This is a genomic window from Bradyrhizobium sp. AZCC 1588, from assembly GCF_036924735.1.
In the GTDB taxonomy this organism is placed as follows: domain Bacteria; phylum Pseudomonadota; class Alphaproteobacteria; order Rhizobiales; family Xanthobacteraceae; genus Bradyrhizobium.
In genome coordinates, this window is the sequence record NZ_JAZHSC010000001.1 from 3,021,683 (window position 1) to 3,040,612 (window position 18,930).

At 64.3% G+C, this 18,930-nt stretch carries 13 protein-coding genes and 3 pseudogenes; 8 read left to right on the top strand and 8 right to left on the bottom strand.

All coding sequences use genetic code 11. From position 1 onward, the window contains the following. Positions 1-98: 98 nt before the first annotated feature. The 5 genes and pseudogenes from V1277_RS14100 to V1277_RS14120 all read left to right on the top strand — a co-directional run bounded on the left by V1277_RS14100 (position 99) and on the right by V1277_RS14120 (position 6,250). Positions 99-2,093, top strand: a complete 1,995-nt coding sequence (locus tag V1277_RS14100) for an ABC transporter ATP-binding protein/permease (protein ID WP_334416729.1) — start codon at positions 99-101, stop codon at positions 2,091-2,093. A 304-nt stretch (positions 2,094-2,397) separates the two neighbouring features. Then, on the top strand, positions 2,398-3,225 hold the full coding sequence (locus V1277_RS14105) for an FkbM family methyltransferase (protein ID WP_334416731.1): 828 nt from the start codon (positions 2,398-2,400) through the stop codon (positions 3,223-3,225). 42 nt (positions 3,226-3,267) lie between these two features. Continuing rightward, positions 3,268-3,654 (top strand): VOC family protein, encoded by a 387-nt coding sequence (locus V1277_RS14110; protein WP_334416732.1) that lies wholly within the window; start codon positions 3,268-3,270, stop codon positions 3,652-3,654. Positions 3,655-3,737: 83 nt separating this feature from the next. Beyond that, a pseudogene (locus V1277_RS14115) lies at positions 3,738-3,966 on the top strand (hypothetical protein). Positions 3,967-4,192: 226 nt separating this feature from the next. Further along, positions 4,193-6,250, top strand: a complete 2,058-nt coding sequence (locus tag V1277_RS14120) for an OmpA family protein (RefSeq protein ID WP_334416733.1) — start codon at positions 4,193-4,195, stop codon at positions 6,248-6,250. 57 nt (positions 6,251-6,307) lie between these two features. Here V1277_RS14120 and V1277_RS14125 read toward each other — a convergent pair whose 3' ends face one another. Further along, positions 6,308-7,264: a homocysteine S-methyltransferase family protein gene (locus V1277_RS14125; RefSeq protein ID WP_334416735.1), complete on the bottom strand. Its 957-nt coding sequence runs from the start codon at positions 7,262-7,264 to the stop codon at positions 6,308-6,310. A gap of 202 nt (positions 7,265-7,466) precedes the next feature. On the opposite strand from V1277_RS14125, the gene V1277_RS14130 reads away from it, so the two are divergent. Then, entirely contained in the window at positions 7,467-8,111 is a 645-nt protein-coding gene (locus tag V1277_RS14130; protein WP_334371850.1) for a TetR/AcrR family transcriptional regulator, read from the top strand. Positions 8,112-8,134: 23 nt separating this feature from the next. On the opposite strand, the pseudogene V1277_RS14135 reads toward V1277_RS14130, so the two are convergent. The 7 genes and pseudogenes from V1277_RS14135 to V1277_RS14165 all read right to left on the bottom strand — a co-directional run bounded on the left by V1277_RS14135 (position 8,135) and on the right by V1277_RS14165 (position 16,120). Beyond that, positions 8,135-9,975, bottom strand: a pseudogene (locus tag V1277_RS14135) (alkaline phosphatase). 282 nt (positions 9,976-10,257) lie between these two features. Then, positions 10,258-11,595, bottom strand: coding sequence for an argininosuccinate synthase (gene argG / locus V1277_RS14140; protein ID WP_334416737.1), 1,338 nt, complete (start codon positions 11,593-11,595; stop codon positions 10,258-10,260). Between the two features lie 111 nt (positions 11,596-11,706). Continuing rightward, the gene (locus V1277_RS14145; RefSeq protein ID WP_334416739.1) at positions 11,707-12,468 is read right to left on the bottom strand and encodes a phosphatase PAP2 family protein; all 762 of its coding nucleotides are present in this window, start codon (positions 12,466-12,468) and stop codon (positions 11,707-11,709) included. A gap of 138 nt (positions 12,469-12,606) precedes the next feature. Beyond that, the gene (locus V1277_RS14150; protein WP_334416741.1) at positions 12,607-13,098 is read right to left on the bottom strand and encodes a hypothetical protein; all 492 of its coding nucleotides are present in this window, start codon (positions 13,096-13,098) and stop codon (positions 12,607-12,609) included. A gap of 29 nt (positions 13,099-13,127) precedes the next feature. After that, positions 13,128-14,327 (bottom strand): 23S rRNA (adenine(2503)-C(2))-methyltransferase RlmN, encoded by a 1,200-nt coding sequence (rlmN, locus tag V1277_RS14155; RefSeq protein WP_334416743.1) that lies wholly within the window; start codon positions 14,325-14,327, stop codon positions 13,128-13,130. A 165-nt stretch (positions 14,328-14,492) separates the two neighbouring features. Next, positions 14,493-15,116, bottom strand: coding sequence for an invasion associated locus B family protein (locus tag V1277_RS14160; RefSeq protein WP_334416744.1), 624 nt, complete (start codon positions 15,114-15,116; stop codon positions 14,493-14,495). Positions 15,117-15,281: 165 nt separating this feature from the next. After that, positions 15,282-16,120 (bottom strand): annotated as a pseudogene (locus tag V1277_RS14165) (SDR family oxidoreductase). Positions 16,121-16,233: 113 nt separating this feature from the next. On the opposite strand from V1277_RS14165, the gene V1277_RS14170 reads away from it, so the two are divergent. Together V1277_RS14170 and V1277_RS14175 are read left to right on the top strand one after the other, a co-directional pair. Then, positions 16,234-17,208 (top strand): NADPH:quinone oxidoreductase family protein, encoded by a 975-nt coding sequence (locus V1277_RS14170; RefSeq protein WP_334416746.1) that lies wholly within the window; start codon positions 16,234-16,236, stop codon positions 17,206-17,208. Between the two features lie 270 nt (positions 17,209-17,478). Then, on the top strand, positions 17,479-18,789 hold the full coding sequence (locus V1277_RS14175) for a hypothetical protein (RefSeq protein ID WP_334416747.1): 1,311 nt from the start codon (positions 17,479-17,481) through the stop codon (positions 18,787-18,789). The last annotated feature ends 141 nt before the right edge of the window (positions 18,790-18,930 follow it).

An 18,930-nucleotide genomic window follows, 5' to 3' on the forward strand; every position in this document is an offset into this window, starting at 1 on the left:
ATGATTGGCTTCGGCGCTTTCCACGTCATTGCAATGACAGCGGAGGGATACTCAGATAACCAGCGGGAACCATCTGATTTTCCTTGCGTTATCGCGGCATGGCCAGATCCGATGTGAAGCCCAAGCCATCTGCCAGGAAATCCTCGGCCAAGAAATCCCCTGAGAAGGAAGAAGATTCGGAGTTCGTCGACGTCACGGCGGAAGGCGGCGGACGTGTCGAACCGCCGCCGCCGGAAGTCGTCGAGCCCGATCCGGAAATGTCTCCGGAGGAGGCCGAGCAGGCCCGCAAAAATTATCTGCTGACGCGGTTCTGGATCAGCGCGCGCGGCTATTGGGGCAGCGGCGGCGACCGGCTGGCGTGGCTGCTATCGATCGGCCTGCTGCTCCTGATCGTCACCAATGTCGGATTTCAATACGGCATCAATGTCTGGAATCGCGCAATCTTCGACGCCATCGAAAGGCGCGACGCCGCGACCGTCTATTTTCTCACCGCGGTGTTCTTTCCGCTGGCCATCGGCAGCGCATTGCTCGGCGTGGCCCAGGTGTTCGCCCGCATGGGCATTCAACGGCGCTGGCGCGCCTGGCTGACGAATGCGGTGATCTCGCGCTGGCTGGCCAACGGCCGCTACTATCAACTCAACCTGGTCGGCGGCGATCATCAGAACCCCGAATACCGCATCGCCGAGGATTTGCGGATCGCGACCGATTCGCCGGTGGATTTCGTCGCCGGCGTCACATCGGCATTTCTGTCAGCCGCCACCTTCATCGTCGTGCTCTGGACCATCGGCGGCGCTCTCACGATCACGCTGGCCGACTCGACGGTCACCATCCCCGGCTTCCTCGTGATCGCCGCGATCATCTACGCTGGGATCGCTTCGGGCTCGATCACGGCGATCGGACGAAGCTTCGTGCAGGTGTCCGAAAACAAGAACCAGGCCGAGGCCGAATACCGCTATGTCCTGACCCGCGTGCGCGAGAACGGCGAGAGCATCGCGCTGCTCGGCGGCGAAGAGGAAGAGCGCGACGGCATCAACAAGACGTTCTCAAAAGTCCTGCAGCAATGGGCGCGGCTTGCCGGCCAGCACATGCGCACCACGCTGGTGTCGCAGGGATCGCACCTCATCGCTCCGGTGGTTCCGATATTATTGTGCGCGCCAAAATTTCTCGAGGGCAGCATGACCCTGGGCCAGGTGATGCAGGCGGCGTCCGCCTTCACCATCGTGCAAACCGCGTTCGGCTGGCTGGTCGACAATTATCCCCGGCTGGCCGACTGGAACGCCTGCGCGCGCCGCATCGCTTCGCTGATGATGTCGCTCGACGGCCTGGAGCGCGCCGAGCAGGGCGACGGCATTGGCCGCATCCAGCGTGGGAAGACGGAAGGCGGCGCCATGCTCAGCCTCAACGATCTCTCGGTGACACTGGACGACGGCACCGCCGTCGTTGGCGAGACCGAAGTCGTGATCGAACCCGGCGAGCGATTGCTGGTGGCCGGCGAGTCCGGCACCGGCAAGAGCACGCTGGTCCGCGCGCTCGCCGGGCTGTGGCCCTGGGGCGACGGCAGCGTCAATTTCCATCCCGACCGCCGGCTCTTCATGCTGCCGCAAAAACCCTACATCCCCTCCGGCACGCTGCGGCGCGCGATCGCCTATCCCGGCGCGGCCGACGACTGGCTCGCCGAGCAGATCTACGACGCCCTGCACAAGGTCGGCCTCGACCATCTCAAGGAGAAGATCGAGGAAGAGGGACCCTGGGACCAGACGCTGTCCGGCGGCGAGAAGCAGCGGCTCGCCTTCGCGCGCCTCCTGCTGCACAACCCCGATATCGTGGTGCTGGACGAGGCGACCTCGGCGCTCGACGAGAAGAGCCAGGACAAGATGATGGAGCTCGTCATCAAGGAATTGCCGAACGCCACCATCGTCAGCGTCGCCCATCGCGCCGAGCTGGAGGCGTTCCACAGCCGCAAGATCGTGCTGGAGCGACGCAAGGGCGGCGCCAAGCTGGTCAGTGACGTCGACCTGATTCCGCGCAAGGACAAACGCCGCCTGCTCGGCCGTTTCCTGCGCCATCGGAAAGCTGCGAAGAAGGCGGCGTGAAGGCGACTGTCATTGCGTCCCCTGTCACCGCACGAACGGTCTGTTCCCTCCCCCTTGCGGGGGAGGGTTAGGGAGAGGGGTGGCGGCATCGGCGGTGCTCGCGGCTTACCCCTCTCCCCAGCCCTCCCCCGCAAGGGGGGAGGGAGCCGACCGCCCGCGTCGCAAGACCATCCGTATTCAGTGACAGGTGGTGGATACGATGCGCCATCCAATTGTCCGGCGATGAACTGTCTGACTCAGATGAACCTGTTTCGTCGCCGTAAAACCGGCTATGCATGCGGCGTTTCTGCCCGAGGACACAGGTTTGACGCCCGACAACGACCCTTCGCCCGCGCCGTTCGGCGCGTTCGCCCCGAATGCCGCACAGGCCGCCATTATCGCGCTGGCCCACCGCTCGCGGCTGAAGCGCGGTGCGTTCCGGCCGATGCTGTCGCGACTGGTGAACCTGTTGCGGACAGGACCCGTCGACGTGCAATACCAGGGCGCTTCGTTCCGCTTCTATCATCAGGCCAGCGCCACCGAGCGCGGCGCGCTGTTCAATCCCGACTACAATCTCGAAGAACTGAATTTTCTCCGCGCGCATGTGCCCGCCGGCGGCGTATTCGTCGATGTCGGCGCCAATGTCGGTACCTACGCGCTTGCGCTGGCGCGCCATGTCGGCGCCGGCGGCAAGGTGATCGCAATCGAGCCGCACCCGGTCACCCATGCGCGGCTTGCCTTCAACAATGCCGCCTCCGGCTACAGGCAGGTGCGACTGGTCGCGGCCGCCGCCGGTCCCGCCGATGGCGAGTTGATGATCGAGACCGATGGCGACAATCTCGGCGCCAGCCACATCGTATCAAGCGGGGCCTCCGGCAAGGCGATCAAGGTGCCGTCGCTGCGGCTGCAGCGCATCCTGGAGGAGGCTGGTGTCTCGCATGTCGACGCGCTCAAGATCGACGTCGAAGGATTTGAGGATCGCGTGCTGACCGGCTTCTTCGCCGAAGCGCCGCAGACGCTGTGGCCCCGCGCGATCGTGATCGAGCATCTGTCGAAGGACGAATGGCAGCAGGACTGCATCGCCGACATGCGCTCGCGGGGTTATGCCGAGACCGGCAAAACCCGCAGCAACACGCTGTTGGCGCGAGGCTGAATTTCCGTTGCTAACCCATCTCTCAGACCGCAGGAGAGCTTGATGATCGACCACATCGGATTTCCGGTTTCGGACTATGAACGTTCCAAGGCCTTCTATCTGAAAGCCCTGGCGCCGCTCGACTACAGCCTCGTGATGGAAGTCACGCAGGAGCAACACAGCCACGAACCCGCCGCAGGCTTCGGCGCCAACGGAAAGCCCGATTTCTGGATCGGCAGCGAGGGCGGATTGGACAAGCCGCTGCATGTCGCGATCGTGGCGAAGGACCGCGCCACGGTTGACGCCTTCTACAAGGCGGCGATGGCCGCGGGCGGGCGCGACAACGGTCCGCCCGGGATCCGCGCGATCTATCATCCGAACTATTACGGCGCGTTCGTGCTCGATCCGGACGGCCACAACATCGAGGCCGTCTGCCACGCACCCGAGTAATCCGGTTCCATTGTTGGATCACGCGGGAACTTGACGCCGCCGTCGCCGTTGTCGCTCCCGGAACTTGTAGTCCGGGAGATGTGATGCCGATCGAACCGCCGGAAGTACCGCCGGCGACACCGGGACAACCGACGGAGCCGCCGCGCGAGGAGCCACCGGGCCGTCCTCGTCCGGAGGTGCCGCCACCGGTGCATGAACCGGTGGCCGCCCCAGCCGCGGGAATTGCCGGGCGAGATGCCAGACGAGCTACCCGTGCGTGGGCCGAATGGCCCACGAACGCCTAACCCAGCCACCGATCCGGGGACCGAATGATACAAACTTTGAAACAAACTTTGAAAGTACCGTCTGAACGCCCAATGAACGAGGGGCCATGCAACCCTTTGCTTTCATGAAATAAAAGGCTACGGGCGATTTGTAAGCCGCCACAATCCGGCCTAATGATTAGCTGCTGATCGACCAACTGATACCTCAATACGGCACTTCCGTTACTGCCAGGCCTTTTCTACGGCCAGGCCTTTTCCGGGGACCAAAGGACATCATGACAAACCTTCGCATCGTGCTGCTTGCCACAACTGCCCTGTCGGTAACGCAGCTAGCGAGCTCCGCATCGCATGCGCAGACCGCTCCGCTTGTCCTGGCGCAAGCCAAGGAAGAGGAAGGCAGAGGCAAGGGGCAGCAGCCGCCGCCGAAGGGCGCACCGCCGCCGGCCGCTGCTCCTAGCCGACCGACGCCTACTCCGCCGCCTCCCGCCGCGGCGCCGCCTCCACGTCCGACGCCTGCCCCACCGCCGCCGGCGGCTGCCCCACCGCCACGCCAGGCACCGACGCCCCCGCCACCGGCGGCTGCACCGCCGCCACGTCCAACACCGGCGCCACCCCCTCCCGCAGCCGCGCCGCCGCGTCCGACGCCGGCTCCGCCGCCGCCTCCTGCGGCCGCACCTGCACGTCCGACTCCGACACCGCCACCTCCCGCGGCGGCGCCTGCGCGTCCGACCCCACCGCCACCTCCGCCACCGGCGGCAGCTCCCACTGCGCCGAAGCAGCCGGCGGCACCGACGCCGACGCCTACACCGCCTTCCGCTCAGAAGGGGACGCCGTCTCCCGTGCCGCCACCCCCGGCGGCCGGCGCGAGACCTTCGCCGACGCCGGCTCCAGCCGCGTCGCCAACCACCGCCCCATCGCCCGGCACGGCCGCGCCGCCGGCGCGTCCCGGCGCACCGCCGCCCGCGACGCCACCAGCCGCGGGCACCCCTACGACGCCTCCGGCTGCGGGAGCCCCGGCGACCGCGCCGACTACACCGCAGGGACGCCCTGGCACACCGCCTCCGGCCGCGGGTGCCCCAACGCCGACGCCAACGCCACCGACGGGCCGCCCCGGCGCGCCGCCTCCCGGCGCCCCCGCTGGAACGGCGCCGACACCCGCGCCGACGGCACCCCCGGCCGCTGGCACTCCGGCCGCGCCGGGCGGTACCACGACCGCTCCCGCGGCGCCGACCGCCGTACCCGGTGCCCCGGCCGCCACGCCGCCGGCCGGCCGGGTCCAGAACGCGCCACCAACAGTCGCGCCGGCCTTCCAGCGCGCGCCTCAGGTCACGGCACCATTGCCGGCGCCTCCTCCACCTCAAGAGGGACTCCGGGTGATCGCCCCGGGCACTCGGGCCACAGGACCGCAACGTCTCGACGACTTCCGCGGCCAGCGTCGTGAAGTTCAGGAAGGCGGCCGCACGGTCATCACCGAACCGGGCCGGATCATCATTCGCGATCCGGGCGGGCAGACATATGTCCGTCACAGCGAGGTGGACCGCTTCCGTTACGGTGCGCGTGATATCCAGACCCAGACCGTCGGCGGCGAGACCCGTACCGTCGTCATCAGGCCCGACGGCAGCCAGGTCATCACCGTGATGGGCCGTGACGGCCAGTTGCTGCGCCGTATCCGCCGCGATGACCGAGGCCGCGAGGTCATCATCATCGACAACAGCTACCGCGATCCGCGGGCGACCGGCGGCTTCTTTGTCGCGCTGCCGCCGCCGACGATACGCATCCCGTATAACCGCTACATCGTCGATGCCGAGGAGGCGGAGCCGGAGGTGATCTACGACACCTTGATGGCGCCGCCGGTGGAACGGATCGAACGGCGTTATTCGCTGGACGAAATCCGTTACAGCCCGACCGTGCGCCAGCGCATGCCGAGCATCGACGTCAACACCATCAACTTCGAAACCGGATCGTGGGAAATCCCGCCCGATCAGGCGGCGAAGCTGCAGGTGATCGCCGACGGCCTCAACCGCGCAATCCAGCAAAACCCGCGCGCGGTATTCCTGATCGAGGGCCACACCGACGCGGTCGGAAACGACGTCGACAATCTGTCGCTGTCGGACCGCCGCGCCGAATCGGCGGCCACCTTGCTGACGCAACAGTTCAACGTGCCTGCGGAAAACCTGACCTCGCAGGGCTATGGCGAGCAGTACCTGAAGGAGCAGATCGACGGGCCGAGCCCGGTCAACCGGCGCGTCACCATCCGCAACATCACGCCGCTGCTCAACGGCGGGCAGGCCTCGCTGCCGCCGCCCCCGCCCGGCACAGCGCCGCCGCGCTGAGCTGGCAGTCGATCAACATGAAAATGGCCGGGAACAATCCCGGCCATTTTTTTTGAATCAGGCGGTAAGGGCCTGCGGCGGTACGCACGCCTCGCAAATGGCGGCGGCGTGCCGGTGATCGGTGCCGCAGCACCCGCCAAGAATGCGCATCGTCGGAAACGCGCTCCTGAGCGCAACATAACGCCGCCCGAGATCGGCCGGATCACCCGCATCGAGCGTTTCGGATTCGTCGAGTTCGGCATGGCTCTTTGTCGAGGCGTTGGCCCTGATGCCATGGATCCGTTCGGTCCAGGCTTCGCCCGCCTTCAACGCGTCTTCAAAATGCGTTGGGTGCGCACAGTTGACCAGGAAGTATTCGGGCGCACGATCTGTCTCGCGATCCACGGTCTCGATCGCCTCACGCAACGTTTCTCCTTTCACCAGGCGGCCATTGGTCTCCACAGTGAACGAGATGGCCGCCGGAATCCCTTGCGACCGCGCGGCGCGCGCGATGCCGATCGCTTCATTGATGCTGGTAAGCGTATAGGCGGTGACCATGTCGGCGCCGCCTTCGACGAAGGCCGCAATCTGCGCCCGATGATAGGCCTCGGCTTCGTCAGCCTGCATGTTGCCTGCCTTGTAGCCGTCGCCGCGCGGGCCGATGGCGCCGCTGATGACGCAGGGTGCGCCTGGCCGCTCCCAGCCGGTGCGCAACTCCTCGAGCAATGCAATCGAACGGACATTGATCCCAGCGAGCGCGGACGCGTCATAGCCGAGCTTGGTGCCCCAATCCGGATTGGCACGCCATGTCGGGCTGTCGAGCACGAAGCCAACCCCATGCTCACGAGCGACCGCGAGATAGGCGGCATAATACTGCTTCAGCTTCTCCCGCCCTTCGGCGCTATCCAGCAGCACAAAGGCAGCGAAGTGCGGCAGCTCCACGCCTTCGTGGAAGATCAGCGTGGTTTCCATGCCGCCATCGGTGAGGAAAACGCCACCGCGGCGCTGCGGCAGGGCGTGTCGATATTTGGCCATTTCAACATCTCCGCGAATTAGAGGACCTCGATACGTCTCTCGCGCATCGGCCAGGTCCGGCGATGTTGGTGCCTCATAGTGTCGCGGCGGCCTAGGCGGCTCGTGGTGCGGATGAACCTTGAGCTGCAAAATGATACGAAATCAGATAGTTGCCGGCAGGGCGCAAAGCTCCTGCGGCTTTCGGCCGTGGAGAAACCGTACCATGAGTGCAGTTTTGGAGACCCCGAAGGGCAAGGGCGAAGCCACCCGCGAGCGCATTCTCGAGATCGCGGAGGCGGCCGTGCTCGCCAAGGGATTCGGCGCGACCTCGATCGAGGAAGTGATCGCCGAGGCCGGCCTCACCAAGAGCGGCTTCTTCTACCACTTCAAGGACAAGAACGCGCTCGCCCGCGAAATGGTCCGGCGATATGTCGCAACCAATGATCGCCTGTTCGACGAAATCTTCGGGCGCGGCCAACAGCTATCGGACGATCCGCTGCAGGCGTTCCTGATTTCACTGAAGCTGCTTGCGGAAACGATGGCCGATCTGCCGAACGGACATCCCGGCTGCCTGATCGCCAGCATCTGCTATCAGGAACGGCTGTTCGACCGTGAGATACGCGATCTTACCGCGCAATCCGTGCGAGACTGGAACGCACGCTTCCGCACGATCCTCGACGGCATCGCGGCGGTCTATCCTCCGAGAGAGCCGATCGACCTCGACGATGTCGCCGACATGCTGTCCTGCATCGTCGACGGCGCCATCATCATGTCGAAGACACTGAACGATCCCGGCCGTCTCGAACGGCAGATCATGATCTTTCGAAGCTGCGTCAAACTGATGTTCGCACCGCCATCGCTTTGCTGACGCGCAAGGAACGCCTGCGCAAACTATTGCCCTGCGGCTGCGAGGCCGAGCGCGTCCGCCATGATGCGGAATATTTCGGTGTTGTCCATCGAGCCATGGACCCGGTCGCTGCCGGGGCCGGTCGCCGTCAGGATCACGTCCTCTCCCGAATGCACGCTGGCGCCCATCATCGCCGGCAGATTGCCGAGGCGCAGCACGGCCCCCGGGACATCCTTGTACTTCTCGTTGATCTTGAAGGTGCCCGGCCCATCATCGCCGGCAGATTGCCGAGGCGCAGCACGGCCCCCGGGACATCCTTGTACTTCTCGTTGATCTTGAAGGTGCCCGGTGCATCACCCTTGACGCTGGGCTCGTTGGGATTGTCGAGCTTCGGACGGAAGGTTTCGTAATGGTCCGGAAGGCTCGCCGAGAAGATCGCGAGCCGCCGGCTGACATCGACGCGTGACGGATAGCCCTCGGCATCGGGAGCTGGATAATTGGGGAATCCGGCTTTGTCGTAAGTGCCGACGCGCTCGCGCAGCGGCACGTTGGGCGTCGTGCTCATGTCGTCATTGACGGTACCAACCAGACTGTTGGGATGATTGTGATCCGCAACCACCAGGATCAGGGTGTCGTCGCTGCGAGCGCGCGCCCAGTCGCGCGTCTGGCGAACGGCATTGTCGAGCATGATCGTGTCATAGACCGCGCGCTCCATGTCCAGGAGGTGCGCGTATTTGTCGATCATCCCGGACTCCACCATCAGGAAGAAGCCGGCCTCGTTCCTCGACAGCACGTTCAGCGCCGCCTGTACCTGTTCGGTCAGGTCGGGCTGATCGGGAAACTTCTTGACGCCACCACCCTTGAGAAATTTGCGATCGAGAGCGCCATCCATGTTGCCGCTGGCAAACAGCCCGAGCAATTGGCGCGTTTCCGATTTCGCCGCGGTCGCTTCCAACTCGGACTTTGTCATGGCCATCGGATAGCCGGCCTCGCGAAAGCGGGCGATGTAATCGACGTCGTCTTTGCGCTTGGAACCGGCCGCGGCCTTCGGCAGGAAGTTCGCAGCTCCGCCGCCCATCAATACATCGGGTTTGGCGGCGAACAACTGCTCGACAATTTCGTCATAGGCCGCGCGGCGGCGGGTGTGCGCCACCATCGCCGCCGGGGTTGCATCCTCGACTTCGGTATTGGTCACAATGCCGATTGCCATGCCATGCCGTCGTTTCGCCAGGCTCGCAATGGTCTCCACTTTCGGATCATCGAACGGGCTCGCGGTGCGATCCGCATAGACGCCCATGGCATTGACCGCGGCCTTGTGGCCGGTGGCGTAGGCACTGGCGGCATTCGCTGAATCGGTGATGATCGAATCCGAGCCGGCGGTCGCCACCAGCGCCATGTGCGGCATATCGTCGATCGCAAGCTTGCCGAGGCTCTTGCCCTCCGCGATGCCCTTGGAGAGCAGACGGGCGGCGACGCGATGCGCGGGCGATAGCCCGTCGCCGATAAACAGGATGACGTTCTTCGCCTTGCGTGGGCCGGTGTCGTAGACGGTCCATGTCACTTTGCGGCTGCGTGCGCCGTCACCAGCCTCGACGACGACAGGGCCTGGCGCAGTCAGCGCGACATCGCGGAGCATCAGCGCCGACTGGTCCTTGCCATCCTCACGCTCGACGAACGTTCCGGCCCGGCCGAAGGCGGTGGCATAGTCCTGGCCGTTGACCGTCACCTTCAGCGTCGCCGGATCGATCTTGTCGGGAAATTCGACTTTGAAATCGAAACGCGCGCCGGAAAGGATTTCGGCGCGGTCGATGGGATAGATCGTCTGGGCGTAGGCCGCTGATGCCGAAAGCAGGAAGCCGAGGGTGATGGTGACAGGCTTGATCATGGTCGAGGCTCCGGTCGGACCACGGAGCGGGCAGCGTATGTGGCTTGCTCCGCAAGAAATTCAGACGGGCAAATCTATCGGTCCCGCATGACGTATCCATAACGGCGACCCGGAGCGCCGTAGGGTGAGCAAAGGCGCGCAGCGCCGTGCCCACCTTTCTTGCGCCGTCACAGTTTGGTGGGCACGCGGAGCCTGTCATTGGGCGCGCATTCGCGCGACCCGTTGGCTCTGTCCACCCTACGATTCTACGCGCTGCGTCGCGTCCGGCACACGAGGGCTTTCTCAGCCCTTGTCGCTTTCGAGCTTGAAGATCTCCGAGCCTTCGCTGCCGGACAGCAACCCCGTGTCCGAATAAAGCTTCAGCTTGGCGCGGGTATCGGCGATGTCGAGGTTGCGCATGGTGAGTTGGCCGATGCGGTCCGCCGGCGAGAACGCGGCGTCCTCGACCTTCTCCATGCTCAGCCGCTCCGGCTGATAGGTCAGGTTGGGACTCTCGGTGTTCAGGATCGAGTAGTCGTTGCCACGGCGCAGTTCCAGCGTCACCTCGCCGGTGACGGGGCGGGCCACCCAGCGCTGGGCGGTTTCGCGCAGCAGGAGGGCCTGGGAATCGAACCACCTTCCCTGGTAGAGCAACCGTCCAAGGCGGATGCCGCTGATCCGGTATTGCTCGATCATGTCCTCGTTGTGGATGCCGGTGACCAGGCGTTCGTAGGCGATGTGCAACAGCGCCATGGCGGGGGCTTCGTAGATGCCGCGGCTCTTGGCCTCGATGATCCGGTTCTCGATCTGGTCGCTCATGCCAAGGCCATGTCGGCCGCCAAGGGCGTTGGCCTCGAGGAACAAGGCGACCGGATCGGTGAATGTCTGGCCGTTCAGCGCAACGGGCTGGCCCTCCTCAAAACGCACGGTGACCTGTTCGGCCTTGACGGCGCAGTCGTCGCGCCAGAACGGCACGCCCATGATCGGGTTGACGATCTTGATGCCGCTGTCGAGACGCTCGAGATCCTTGGCCTCATGGGTGGCGCCGAGGATGTTGCTGTCGGTCGAGTACGCCTTTTCGGCGCTCATCTTGTAGGCGAAGCCGTTGGCGGTCATGAATGCCGACATTTCCGCGCGCCCGCCCAGCTCGTCGATGAACTGCTGGTCGAGCCAGGGCTTGTAGATCCGCAAGTTCGGATTGGTCAGCAGGCCGTAGCGATAAAACCGCTCGATATCGTTGCCTTTGTAGGTGGAGCCGTCGCCCCAGATGTTGACGCCGTCCTCCTTCATGGCCGCCACCAGCATCGTGCCGGTTACCGCGCGCCCGAGCGGCGTGGTGTTGAAATATGCGATGCCGCCGGTAGAGACGTGGAAAGCGCCGGACTGGATGGCGGCAATACCCTCGTGGACCAGTTGCGTGCGGCAATCCACGAGCCGGGCTTTTTCGCCGCCGAACTCCAGCGCTTTACGCGGAATCTCGTCGTAGTCGGCCTCGTCAGGCTGGCCGAGATTGGCGGTATAGGCAAAGACGCGCGCGCCCTTTTGCTTCATCCACAGCAGCGCCGCGCTGGTGTCGAGACCGCCCGAGAAAGCGATGCCGACTTTTTCCCCCTTGGGCAGGCTTTTCAGGATCGTACTCATCGAGCTTCCAATCGGTCGAAATGGCGGATGCCGGTTGCGGCTTGACGGCGCGAATAACAAATTTCGCAGCAATGGGCACGCGTTTAATGGCGCCTGGCGGCTGAGGACGGACTACCCCGCCTCGCGCCCGCGCCAGCGCTGCCACAGGCGGTAGCCGGGCCAGCCCCAGCGCGCCAGCGCGGCTTCGATTTGCGCATCGGTGAGCCTCGTCGACGGCCAGCGGTAAATCCAGGCATAGGCCAGCCAGATCACGAAAAAGCTGACGAGGCCGGCGGCTGCGACATCGGTGAAGAAATGCCCGCCGAACGCCATCCGTAGCACGCTGGTCGCGATACCGAACAGGGTCGCCGCCGTATAGGCCAACGGCCGCCACGCCGGCGGCGTCAGCGCCGCGGGCGCGTAGGTCCAGAATGCGGTCGCGCCCTCGCCCGAGAAGAACGAGCAATTGCGCCCGCAAGCCCCGCGCGGATCCCACCACGGCACGAATTCCCAGGGGCCGTTGAACTCCGTTACCACCACAGGCCGCGGCCGTCCCCAATGGCTCTTGAAGGTCAGATTGGTCAGCACGATCGCGGAGAGCAGGATGGTGGCCAGGAGGAACACCGCCGCGCGTCCCGGAACCAACATCGGCCGATCCGGCCGCAGCAGCTTCGCGACAATCGCGATCAGGGCAGGCAGCGCCAGCGCCCACGCGATCCACATCGCGGCATCGCGCGCGAAAGCGTAAAGCCCGTTCTGTTTCGATGGAAACGAAGTGCTCGCGGGATCGTAGAACAATGCCGCCAGCTTCAGGTCGAGTTCGGGAAAGATTCCAAACAGCAGTCCGATAACGAGCGACAAGCCCAACGCGATAATAAGTCCGGTACGGTTCATGGCGCGGGGTTTAGCCGAGGCGATTGGGGATGAAAAGGCCCGTCATTGCGAGCGAAGCGAAGCAATCCATTTCTCATTCGCGGACAGAATGGATTGCTTCGTCGCTGTCGCTCCTCGCAATGACGGCCGTACTCTGCATCACGACAGCGGCCGTGACTGCGATGGCAGCGGCGGCGGCGGCTTTATCGGGGGCGGCGGTTCGCGCCAGGCGCCGGCGGTGCGGCCCGCGATCAGCCAGTAGACGAGGCCGGCGACGATACCGGCGCCGGTCATGATTTCGAGATGACGACGCACGATACCATCAAAAGTCAACGTCTCGGGGTCGAAGGGAACGAGGCCGAGATAGCAGGCCGCGCCGACGATCGCGCCGCCGACCGCGTAAGCCAGCACGCTGCGGATGTAGAACGCTTCGGTGATGAGCACGACCACCAGCGCCGGCAGCAGCGCAAAGCCGGACAGGAAGATGAAGCCGAAGCCGAGCACGACATTCAGCGCGCCCTGGTCGATCGGTCCGCCGCCGAGATCGCTGAGTTCCGGATACAGCACCGCGCCGACCACGATCATTCCCGCCACGAAGCAGGCGGCGAGGAAGGCGAACAGGATGACGAAGAAGCGGCCGACTAGTGCCATGGTTCATGCACCGTCATTGCGAGGATCGCTCAATCCGTCATCGCCATGGCGCGGAGCGCCTGGCGCTCGCGCGCGGACAGTTTTTCGGTCTCCGACTTCAACTGGCCGCAGGCGGCGAGAATATCGCGGCCGCGCGGCGTGCGGACCGGCGAGGAATAGCCGGCGTTGAAGATGTATTCGGAGAATTTTTCGATCTGCTCCCAGTCCGAGCACTCGTAGCGCGAACCCGGCCATGGGTTGAACGGGATCAGGTTGATCTTGGCCGGAATGCCCTTGAGCAGCTTGACCAGCAACTTGGCGTCGTCGAGGGAGTCGTTGATGCCCTTGAGCATCACATATTCGAAGGTGATGCGCCGCGCATTCGACGAGCCCGGGTAATCGCGGCAGGCCTGCAGCAATTCGGCAATCGGATATTTTCGGTTCAGCGGCACCAGCTCGTTGCGCAATTCGTCGCGCACCGCGTGCAGCGAAATCGCGAGCATGACGCCGATCTCCTCACCGGTGCGGATGATGTTCGGCACCACGCCCGAGGTCGAAAGCGTGATGCGCCGGCGGGAAATGCCGATGCCTTCATTGTCGGCCGTGATCAACAGCGCGTCGCGCACCGCGTCGAAATTATAGAGCGGCTCGCCCATGCCCATCATGACGATATTGGTGACGAGGCGACTGCCGGTCGGCGTCTCGCGATCGGCCCAGTCGTTGAGACGGTCGCGCGCCACCATGATCTGGCCGACGATTTCGCCCGCGGTGAGGTTGCGCACCAGCCGTTGCGTGCCGGTGTGGCAGAACGAGCAATTCAGCGTGCAGCCGACCTGCGAGGAAACGCAGAGCGTGCCGCGATCGGTTTCGGGGATGTAGACGCACTCGACTTCATGCGCCTTCTGGAACGCGTCGCCGCTCGGCAGGCGCAACAGCCATTTGCGGGTGCCGTCGTTGGAAATCTGCTCGGCCACCACTTCGGGACGATCGACGGTAAAATGCTGCTCGAGCTGCGCGCGCATGTCCTTGGAGACGCTGCTCATCTCCGCAAAGGATTTGGCGCCGCGAAAGTACATCCAGTGCCAGAGCTGTTGCGTGCGCATCTTGCGCTGCGAAGGCGCAACGCCGATCTCGCCGAGCCGGTCGGCGATCTCGGCGCGCGACAGGCCGATCAGCGAGGGTTTTGCCGGCGGCACATAGGTTTCGAGTGGAACCTTCTCCAGCGGCGCCACGGAAGATGAAAGCGTCATTAATTCACACGAGATCGTTGGGGGCGGCGTAGGGTGGGCAAAGCGCAACGTGCCCACCGCGAACGTTCAATGGTGGGCACGGCGCTTCGCGCCTTTGCCCACCCTACGGTGCTCAAATAGGCCCTCCGAGGCCCGCAAACAACGTCAATTTGGGCTAAATGCCGCCTAGCGCTTGCAATCTTGCGCCAGCCGGTCGAGCGCCTGGGACAGCCCCTTGAGCGAGAAGACGTCCGTGGTCTCGGTGCCCTTGGCAGAGACGCCCTTGATGGTGACCTCGGCAGATTTGCGCATGGCGTTGACCATCTGCTCTTCCTCGGCGGCGTTCTTGATCCAGAGCCCATCGCCCTGGGTATACATCGCGTAGGACGCGCCACCGACCTCGAGAGAGGATTCCGAGCCCGGCTTCAGCGCGTAGCCAATCATGATCGAGACCTCGTTGAAGACCTTTTCTGCCGGGCGCGTCGAGACGAAGGCGTAGGCGGGATCGCGCGGACGATTCGGCGGATTGGTTTTCGACGACGACGGCTTCGCCAGCGCGAAGCAAACCTTCTTGCCGTTCGGCGTTGCCGTGTAGGCGCCCCAGGTGCCGTACTGACCGATCAAGGTAGGCTCCGCGCCGCCGGCCGCCGCGGCGGCTGCCGGTTCCGGCTTCTTTGCCGCCGGTGCAGGTGCCGCCTTGCCTGAGTCCTTGGCGCCCTTCGAAGCAGGGCTCGGTGTTTGCGCGAGGGCTGTCGTCCCGCACAACGCCGCAATCGCAACCAGAAATGCCAGTATTCGCAACACGGACAACTGGTTCCCTCATTATTGTGACTGGAAGATGGCCCGCGGGCGCTTCGCGCCGCCGGGGATGGATAGCCGGGAAATGCTTTTTTGGGAAGGCAGTTACGGTGTTACTCACCGCCGCGGCGACGCTTCGTCCCTGATACCTTCGAATTCAGCGCGCGGGGCTCGACGTCAGTCCCTGGAACGGCGCTCGCGCTGCTTCTGCCACTGCGCATCGGTCCATTGCAGCAGATCCTCGGCGCCGGAACTGCGCAAATGCGCACCGCCATCCTGCACCACCATCTCGCCGTTAATGTAACCGGCCTGATCCGAAATCAGAAAGCTCGCAAGATTCGCAAGTTCACCATGCTCGCCGGCGCGGCCAAGCGGATTGCGTTGCGCCCAGCTTTCATCGCGGCCCTCGGGGCGGAGCTGGCCTGACGCGCCGGGCGTCGGAAACGCGCCGGGCGCGATCGCAACCGTGCGCACGCCTTCGGTCCCCATTCCACCGCAAGGCTTTTGGTCATCGCGAGCACGGCGGATTTCGCCATCGCCGAAGGCACCGTGAAAGCGCGACCGGTGATCGTCGAGGTCGAGAGTATGCTCAGCACCACGCCCTTGTGCTTGCTGTCGATCCAGCGCCTGCCCGCGGCGAGGGTGCAGTACATCGTGCCGTGCAGCGTCGGCGCCAGGCTCGCATCCGCCGCGCGGAACGAAAGATGTTCGGTCTGCGCGATGAAGGTCGCGGCAGCATTGTTGACCAGCACGTCGATCGGCGCCTCCCGCCAGATCTGGTCCATCATCACATCGACGGCGGCGCCGTCGCGGATATCGCATCGGACTGCAGTGACCTTGCCGCCGAATTCACCGCGCATCTGCGCGGCAGTCGCCTCCAGCAATTCGAGCCGTCGGCCGCAGATGACGAGCTCTGCGCCAAGCTCGACGAAGCGGCGTCCCATCGCTGCTCCAAGCCCCGAGCCGCCACCGGTGACCAATATCCGCTTTCCGGCCAACAGGCTGTTTTCAAACATCGTTTGAATCCCCTTCACCCGCGCGAGTCATGCGTCCGAATCGGATTGTAGCCCGGCTTCAAATCCGGCATGAAGCAGTCAGCTCATCGTCGGTCCGAAAATCAGGTGTGTCCATGAAAGCCATTCTTTGCTCGCAATATTGCCAACCGGACGATCTCGTGCTGGCCGACGTGCCCGATCCGGTGGCCGAACCGGGACAGGCCGTGATCGCGATCAAGGCCGCGGCGCTGAATTTCTTCGACATCCTGATGATCCAGGGCAAGTACCAGATCAAGCCGCCGTTCCCGTTTTCGCCAGCCGCCGAAGTTGCCGGCGTGATCGAAAGCATCGGCGCCGGCGTGACCGACCTGAAGGTCGGTGACCGCGTGGTGGCGTCCTGCGGCCACAACGGCGCGCGCGAAAAGATCGCGCTGCCGGCAAGCTCGATCGTGAAGATCCCCGACAATCTGGATTTTGACCGCGCCGCCGGGATCATCATCATCTACGGCACCGCACTGCACGCCCTGGAAGATCGCGCCAGCCCGAAGCCCGGCGAGACGCTTGCCGTGCTGGGTGCTGCCGGCGGCACCGGCCTTGCAGCCTGCGAGCTCGGCAAGCTGATGGGCCTGAAGGTGATCGCCTGCGCGTCGTCGGACGAGAAGCTGGAATTTGCCAAGGCGCACGGCGCCGAGCTGACGCTGAACTACGGCAAGGAAGATTTGAAAGAGGGCTTGCGTCGGCTCACCGGGGGCAAGGGCGTCGACATCATCTTCGATCCGGTCGGCGGCACTTACGCCGAAGCCGCCCTGCGCTCGATCGCCTGGGAAGGCCGCTTCCTGGTGATCGGCTTCGCGGCAGGCGACATTCCGAAGATGCCGCTCAACCTCGCGCTGCTCAAGGGCTGCGATATCCGCGGCGTGTTCTGGGGCGCCTGGACCAGGGTCAATCCCGAAAAGAACCGCGCCAACCTGGAAAAGCTCGTGAAGTGGACGGCGGAAGGCAAGATTTCCTCGCATGTCGACCGCACCTTTCCGCTGGCACAAACCGCCGAAGCGCTGAAGGTGCTTGCCGGCCGCAAAGCGATGGGCAAGGTGATCCTGCATCCCTGAGGTGCGGGATCATCTGTCGAACTTAGAGCGTTTTCCAGCGAAAGCCTGCCCCGGACTTGATCCGTGGTGGACACCGGTTCGCGTCAAGAAAACGCGTCAAAACAAAAATCTAGAGCTCGGTTCTGATTCAATCAGAACCGGGCTCTAGTCGCCCACTCGGAAGAAGCGAGAGCGGTCCGCGCGTTGCGCGGGCGCGGACCAGCGGCGCACATTTTTTCGCGCCTGCGGCATGAATTTCATCTCACCGATATAGTTTCTCGGTAACAATGCGTGTTTTCAAAGGGCAGGATGCCGCTTGTTTGCCTCAATCATACCAAAATATCTCCTCATTCCCACCCGCCGCCGCCGTTTTTTGAGCCCATTCCGTGTGCGATTTTAACCATCAGTGAAGGGGCTCCTGTACGTCAACAAGAGCAAGAAGTAGGTGCAGGGGAACGCCCGTCGTTGCGTTCAGTAGTGGGGAGCATCATCATGGCGGAGAACGCCAAGCCGATTCAGGCGAGAGATCCGTTCGACAGATTCGACGAAGCCATCAGCGATCCTCGGTTGTACGAGGCCGATCAGCCTCGGTACGAGCAGCTTCGATACGAGCCACCCCGATACGAACAGCCTCAATACGAACAGCCCCGATACGAGCAGCCGCAATACGAGCAGCCGCAATATGCGCAGTCTTTTGCGCCATCGTTTGAGCGGACCGATGTGCTGCCGGAGGAGCTCCCACCACACGAGCCGGTGCCGCTTTTCCTCTCCAACTACGAGGAGGAGTCACATCAGCAGCTTTCCGAATACACGTTCGGCAGCGGAAGGTTCGGCAGCGGCGGCCTGAAGAAGGCGCGCGCCGGGCGCATTGTAACCGGCGTCGTGATCGTGTCGGCGATAGCGGCCGTTCTCGCGCTGTTTTCGATCGATTCGACCCGGGCCGTCATTTTCAACGCCTCGCTCGGCGGCAGCGGTGGCGGCAACGCGCCGCCAGCCGCCCAGCTTGCCGCGGCGGTGCCGGAGCCCGCCCCGCAGCCGCAGCAGCGCGTTGCCGCGCCGCCGCTGGCCGCCGAGCCATCCGGTGCGGAGATGGCGGCCGCTCGCCGCTCGCCGCCGACTGCGCTGGCATCCGCATCGCCGACGCGCGACGAAATTGCCGCCGCCTATCAGAGCGCGCTCAAGGGCAAGGTCGCGGTGCCTGAGCCGGTGGCGCTCGAAGCATCACGCGGCGACGTCGTCGCTGCGATTAATCCGGTGGCCCCGGTTGCTGCGGCCGCACCGGCGGTTCGTGAGCCCGCGCGCGAGGCGGCTCCGGCACGTCGCATCGATCCGGACGAACTTGCGGCGTTGCTGAAGCGAGCGAAGGGCCTGCTTGCGATCGGCGATATTACTTCCGCCCGACTATTGCTTGAGCGCGCGGCGGACGCGCAGGAGGCGGACGCGGCATTGATGCTGGCCGGAACGTATGATCCGCAAGTGCTGGGCAGCCAGGATTTGCGGAGCGTCACGCCCGATCCGGCGGCGGCGCGGCTCTGGTACCAGAAGGCCGCCCAGCTCGGGTCGGCTGATGCGAAGCGGCGGCTCGGCCAGTTCCAGAACTAGAGCATGATCCGGAAAAGTGGGAACCGGTTTTCCGAAAAGATCATGCTCAAATCAAAGACATAGAGCGAGATGACGATTCGAAGAAAAGTCATCTCGATCTAGGCAATTACTCAAGAAAATTACTCAAGACCAGCGCAGAGG

Coding starts and splice junctions, on each gene's coding strand:
- V1277_RS14100 (WP_334416729.1), top strand. CDS start 99: ATGGCCAGATCCGATGTGAAGCCCAAGCCATCTGCCAGGAAATCCTCG.
- V1277_RS14110 (WP_334416732.1), top strand. CDS start 3,268: ATGATCGACCACATCGGATTTCCGGTTTCGGACTATGAACGTTCCAAG.
- V1277_RS14120 (WP_334416733.1), top strand. CDS start 4,193: ATGACAAACCTTCGCATCGTGCTGCTTGCCACAACTGCCCTGTCGGTA.
- V1277_RS14125 (WP_334416735.1), bottom strand. CDS start 7,264: ATGGCCAAATATCGACACGCCCTGCCGCAGCGCCGCGGTGGCGTTTTC.
- V1277_RS14130 (WP_334371850.1), top strand. CDS start 7,467: ATGAGTGCAGTTTTGGAGACCCCGAAGGGCAAGGGCGAAGCCACCCGC.
- argG (WP_334416737.1), bottom strand. CDS start 11,595: ATGAGTACGATCCTGAAAAGCCTGCCCAAGGGGGAAAAAGTCGGCATC.
- V1277_RS14145 (WP_334416739.1), bottom strand. CDS start 12,468: ATGAACCGTACCGGACTTATTATCGCGTTGGGCTTGTCGCTCGTTATC.
- V1277_RS14150 (WP_334416741.1), bottom strand. CDS start 13,098: ATGGCACTAGTCGGCCGCTTCTTCGTCATCCTGTTCGCCTTCCTCGCC.
- rlmN (WP_334416743.1), bottom strand. CDS start 14,327: ATGACGCTTTCATCTTCCGTGGCGCCGCTGGAGAAGGTTCCACTCGAA.
- V1277_RS14170 (WP_334416746.1), top strand. CDS start 16,234: ATGAAAGCCATTCTTTGCTCGCAATATTGCCAACCGGACGATCTCGTG.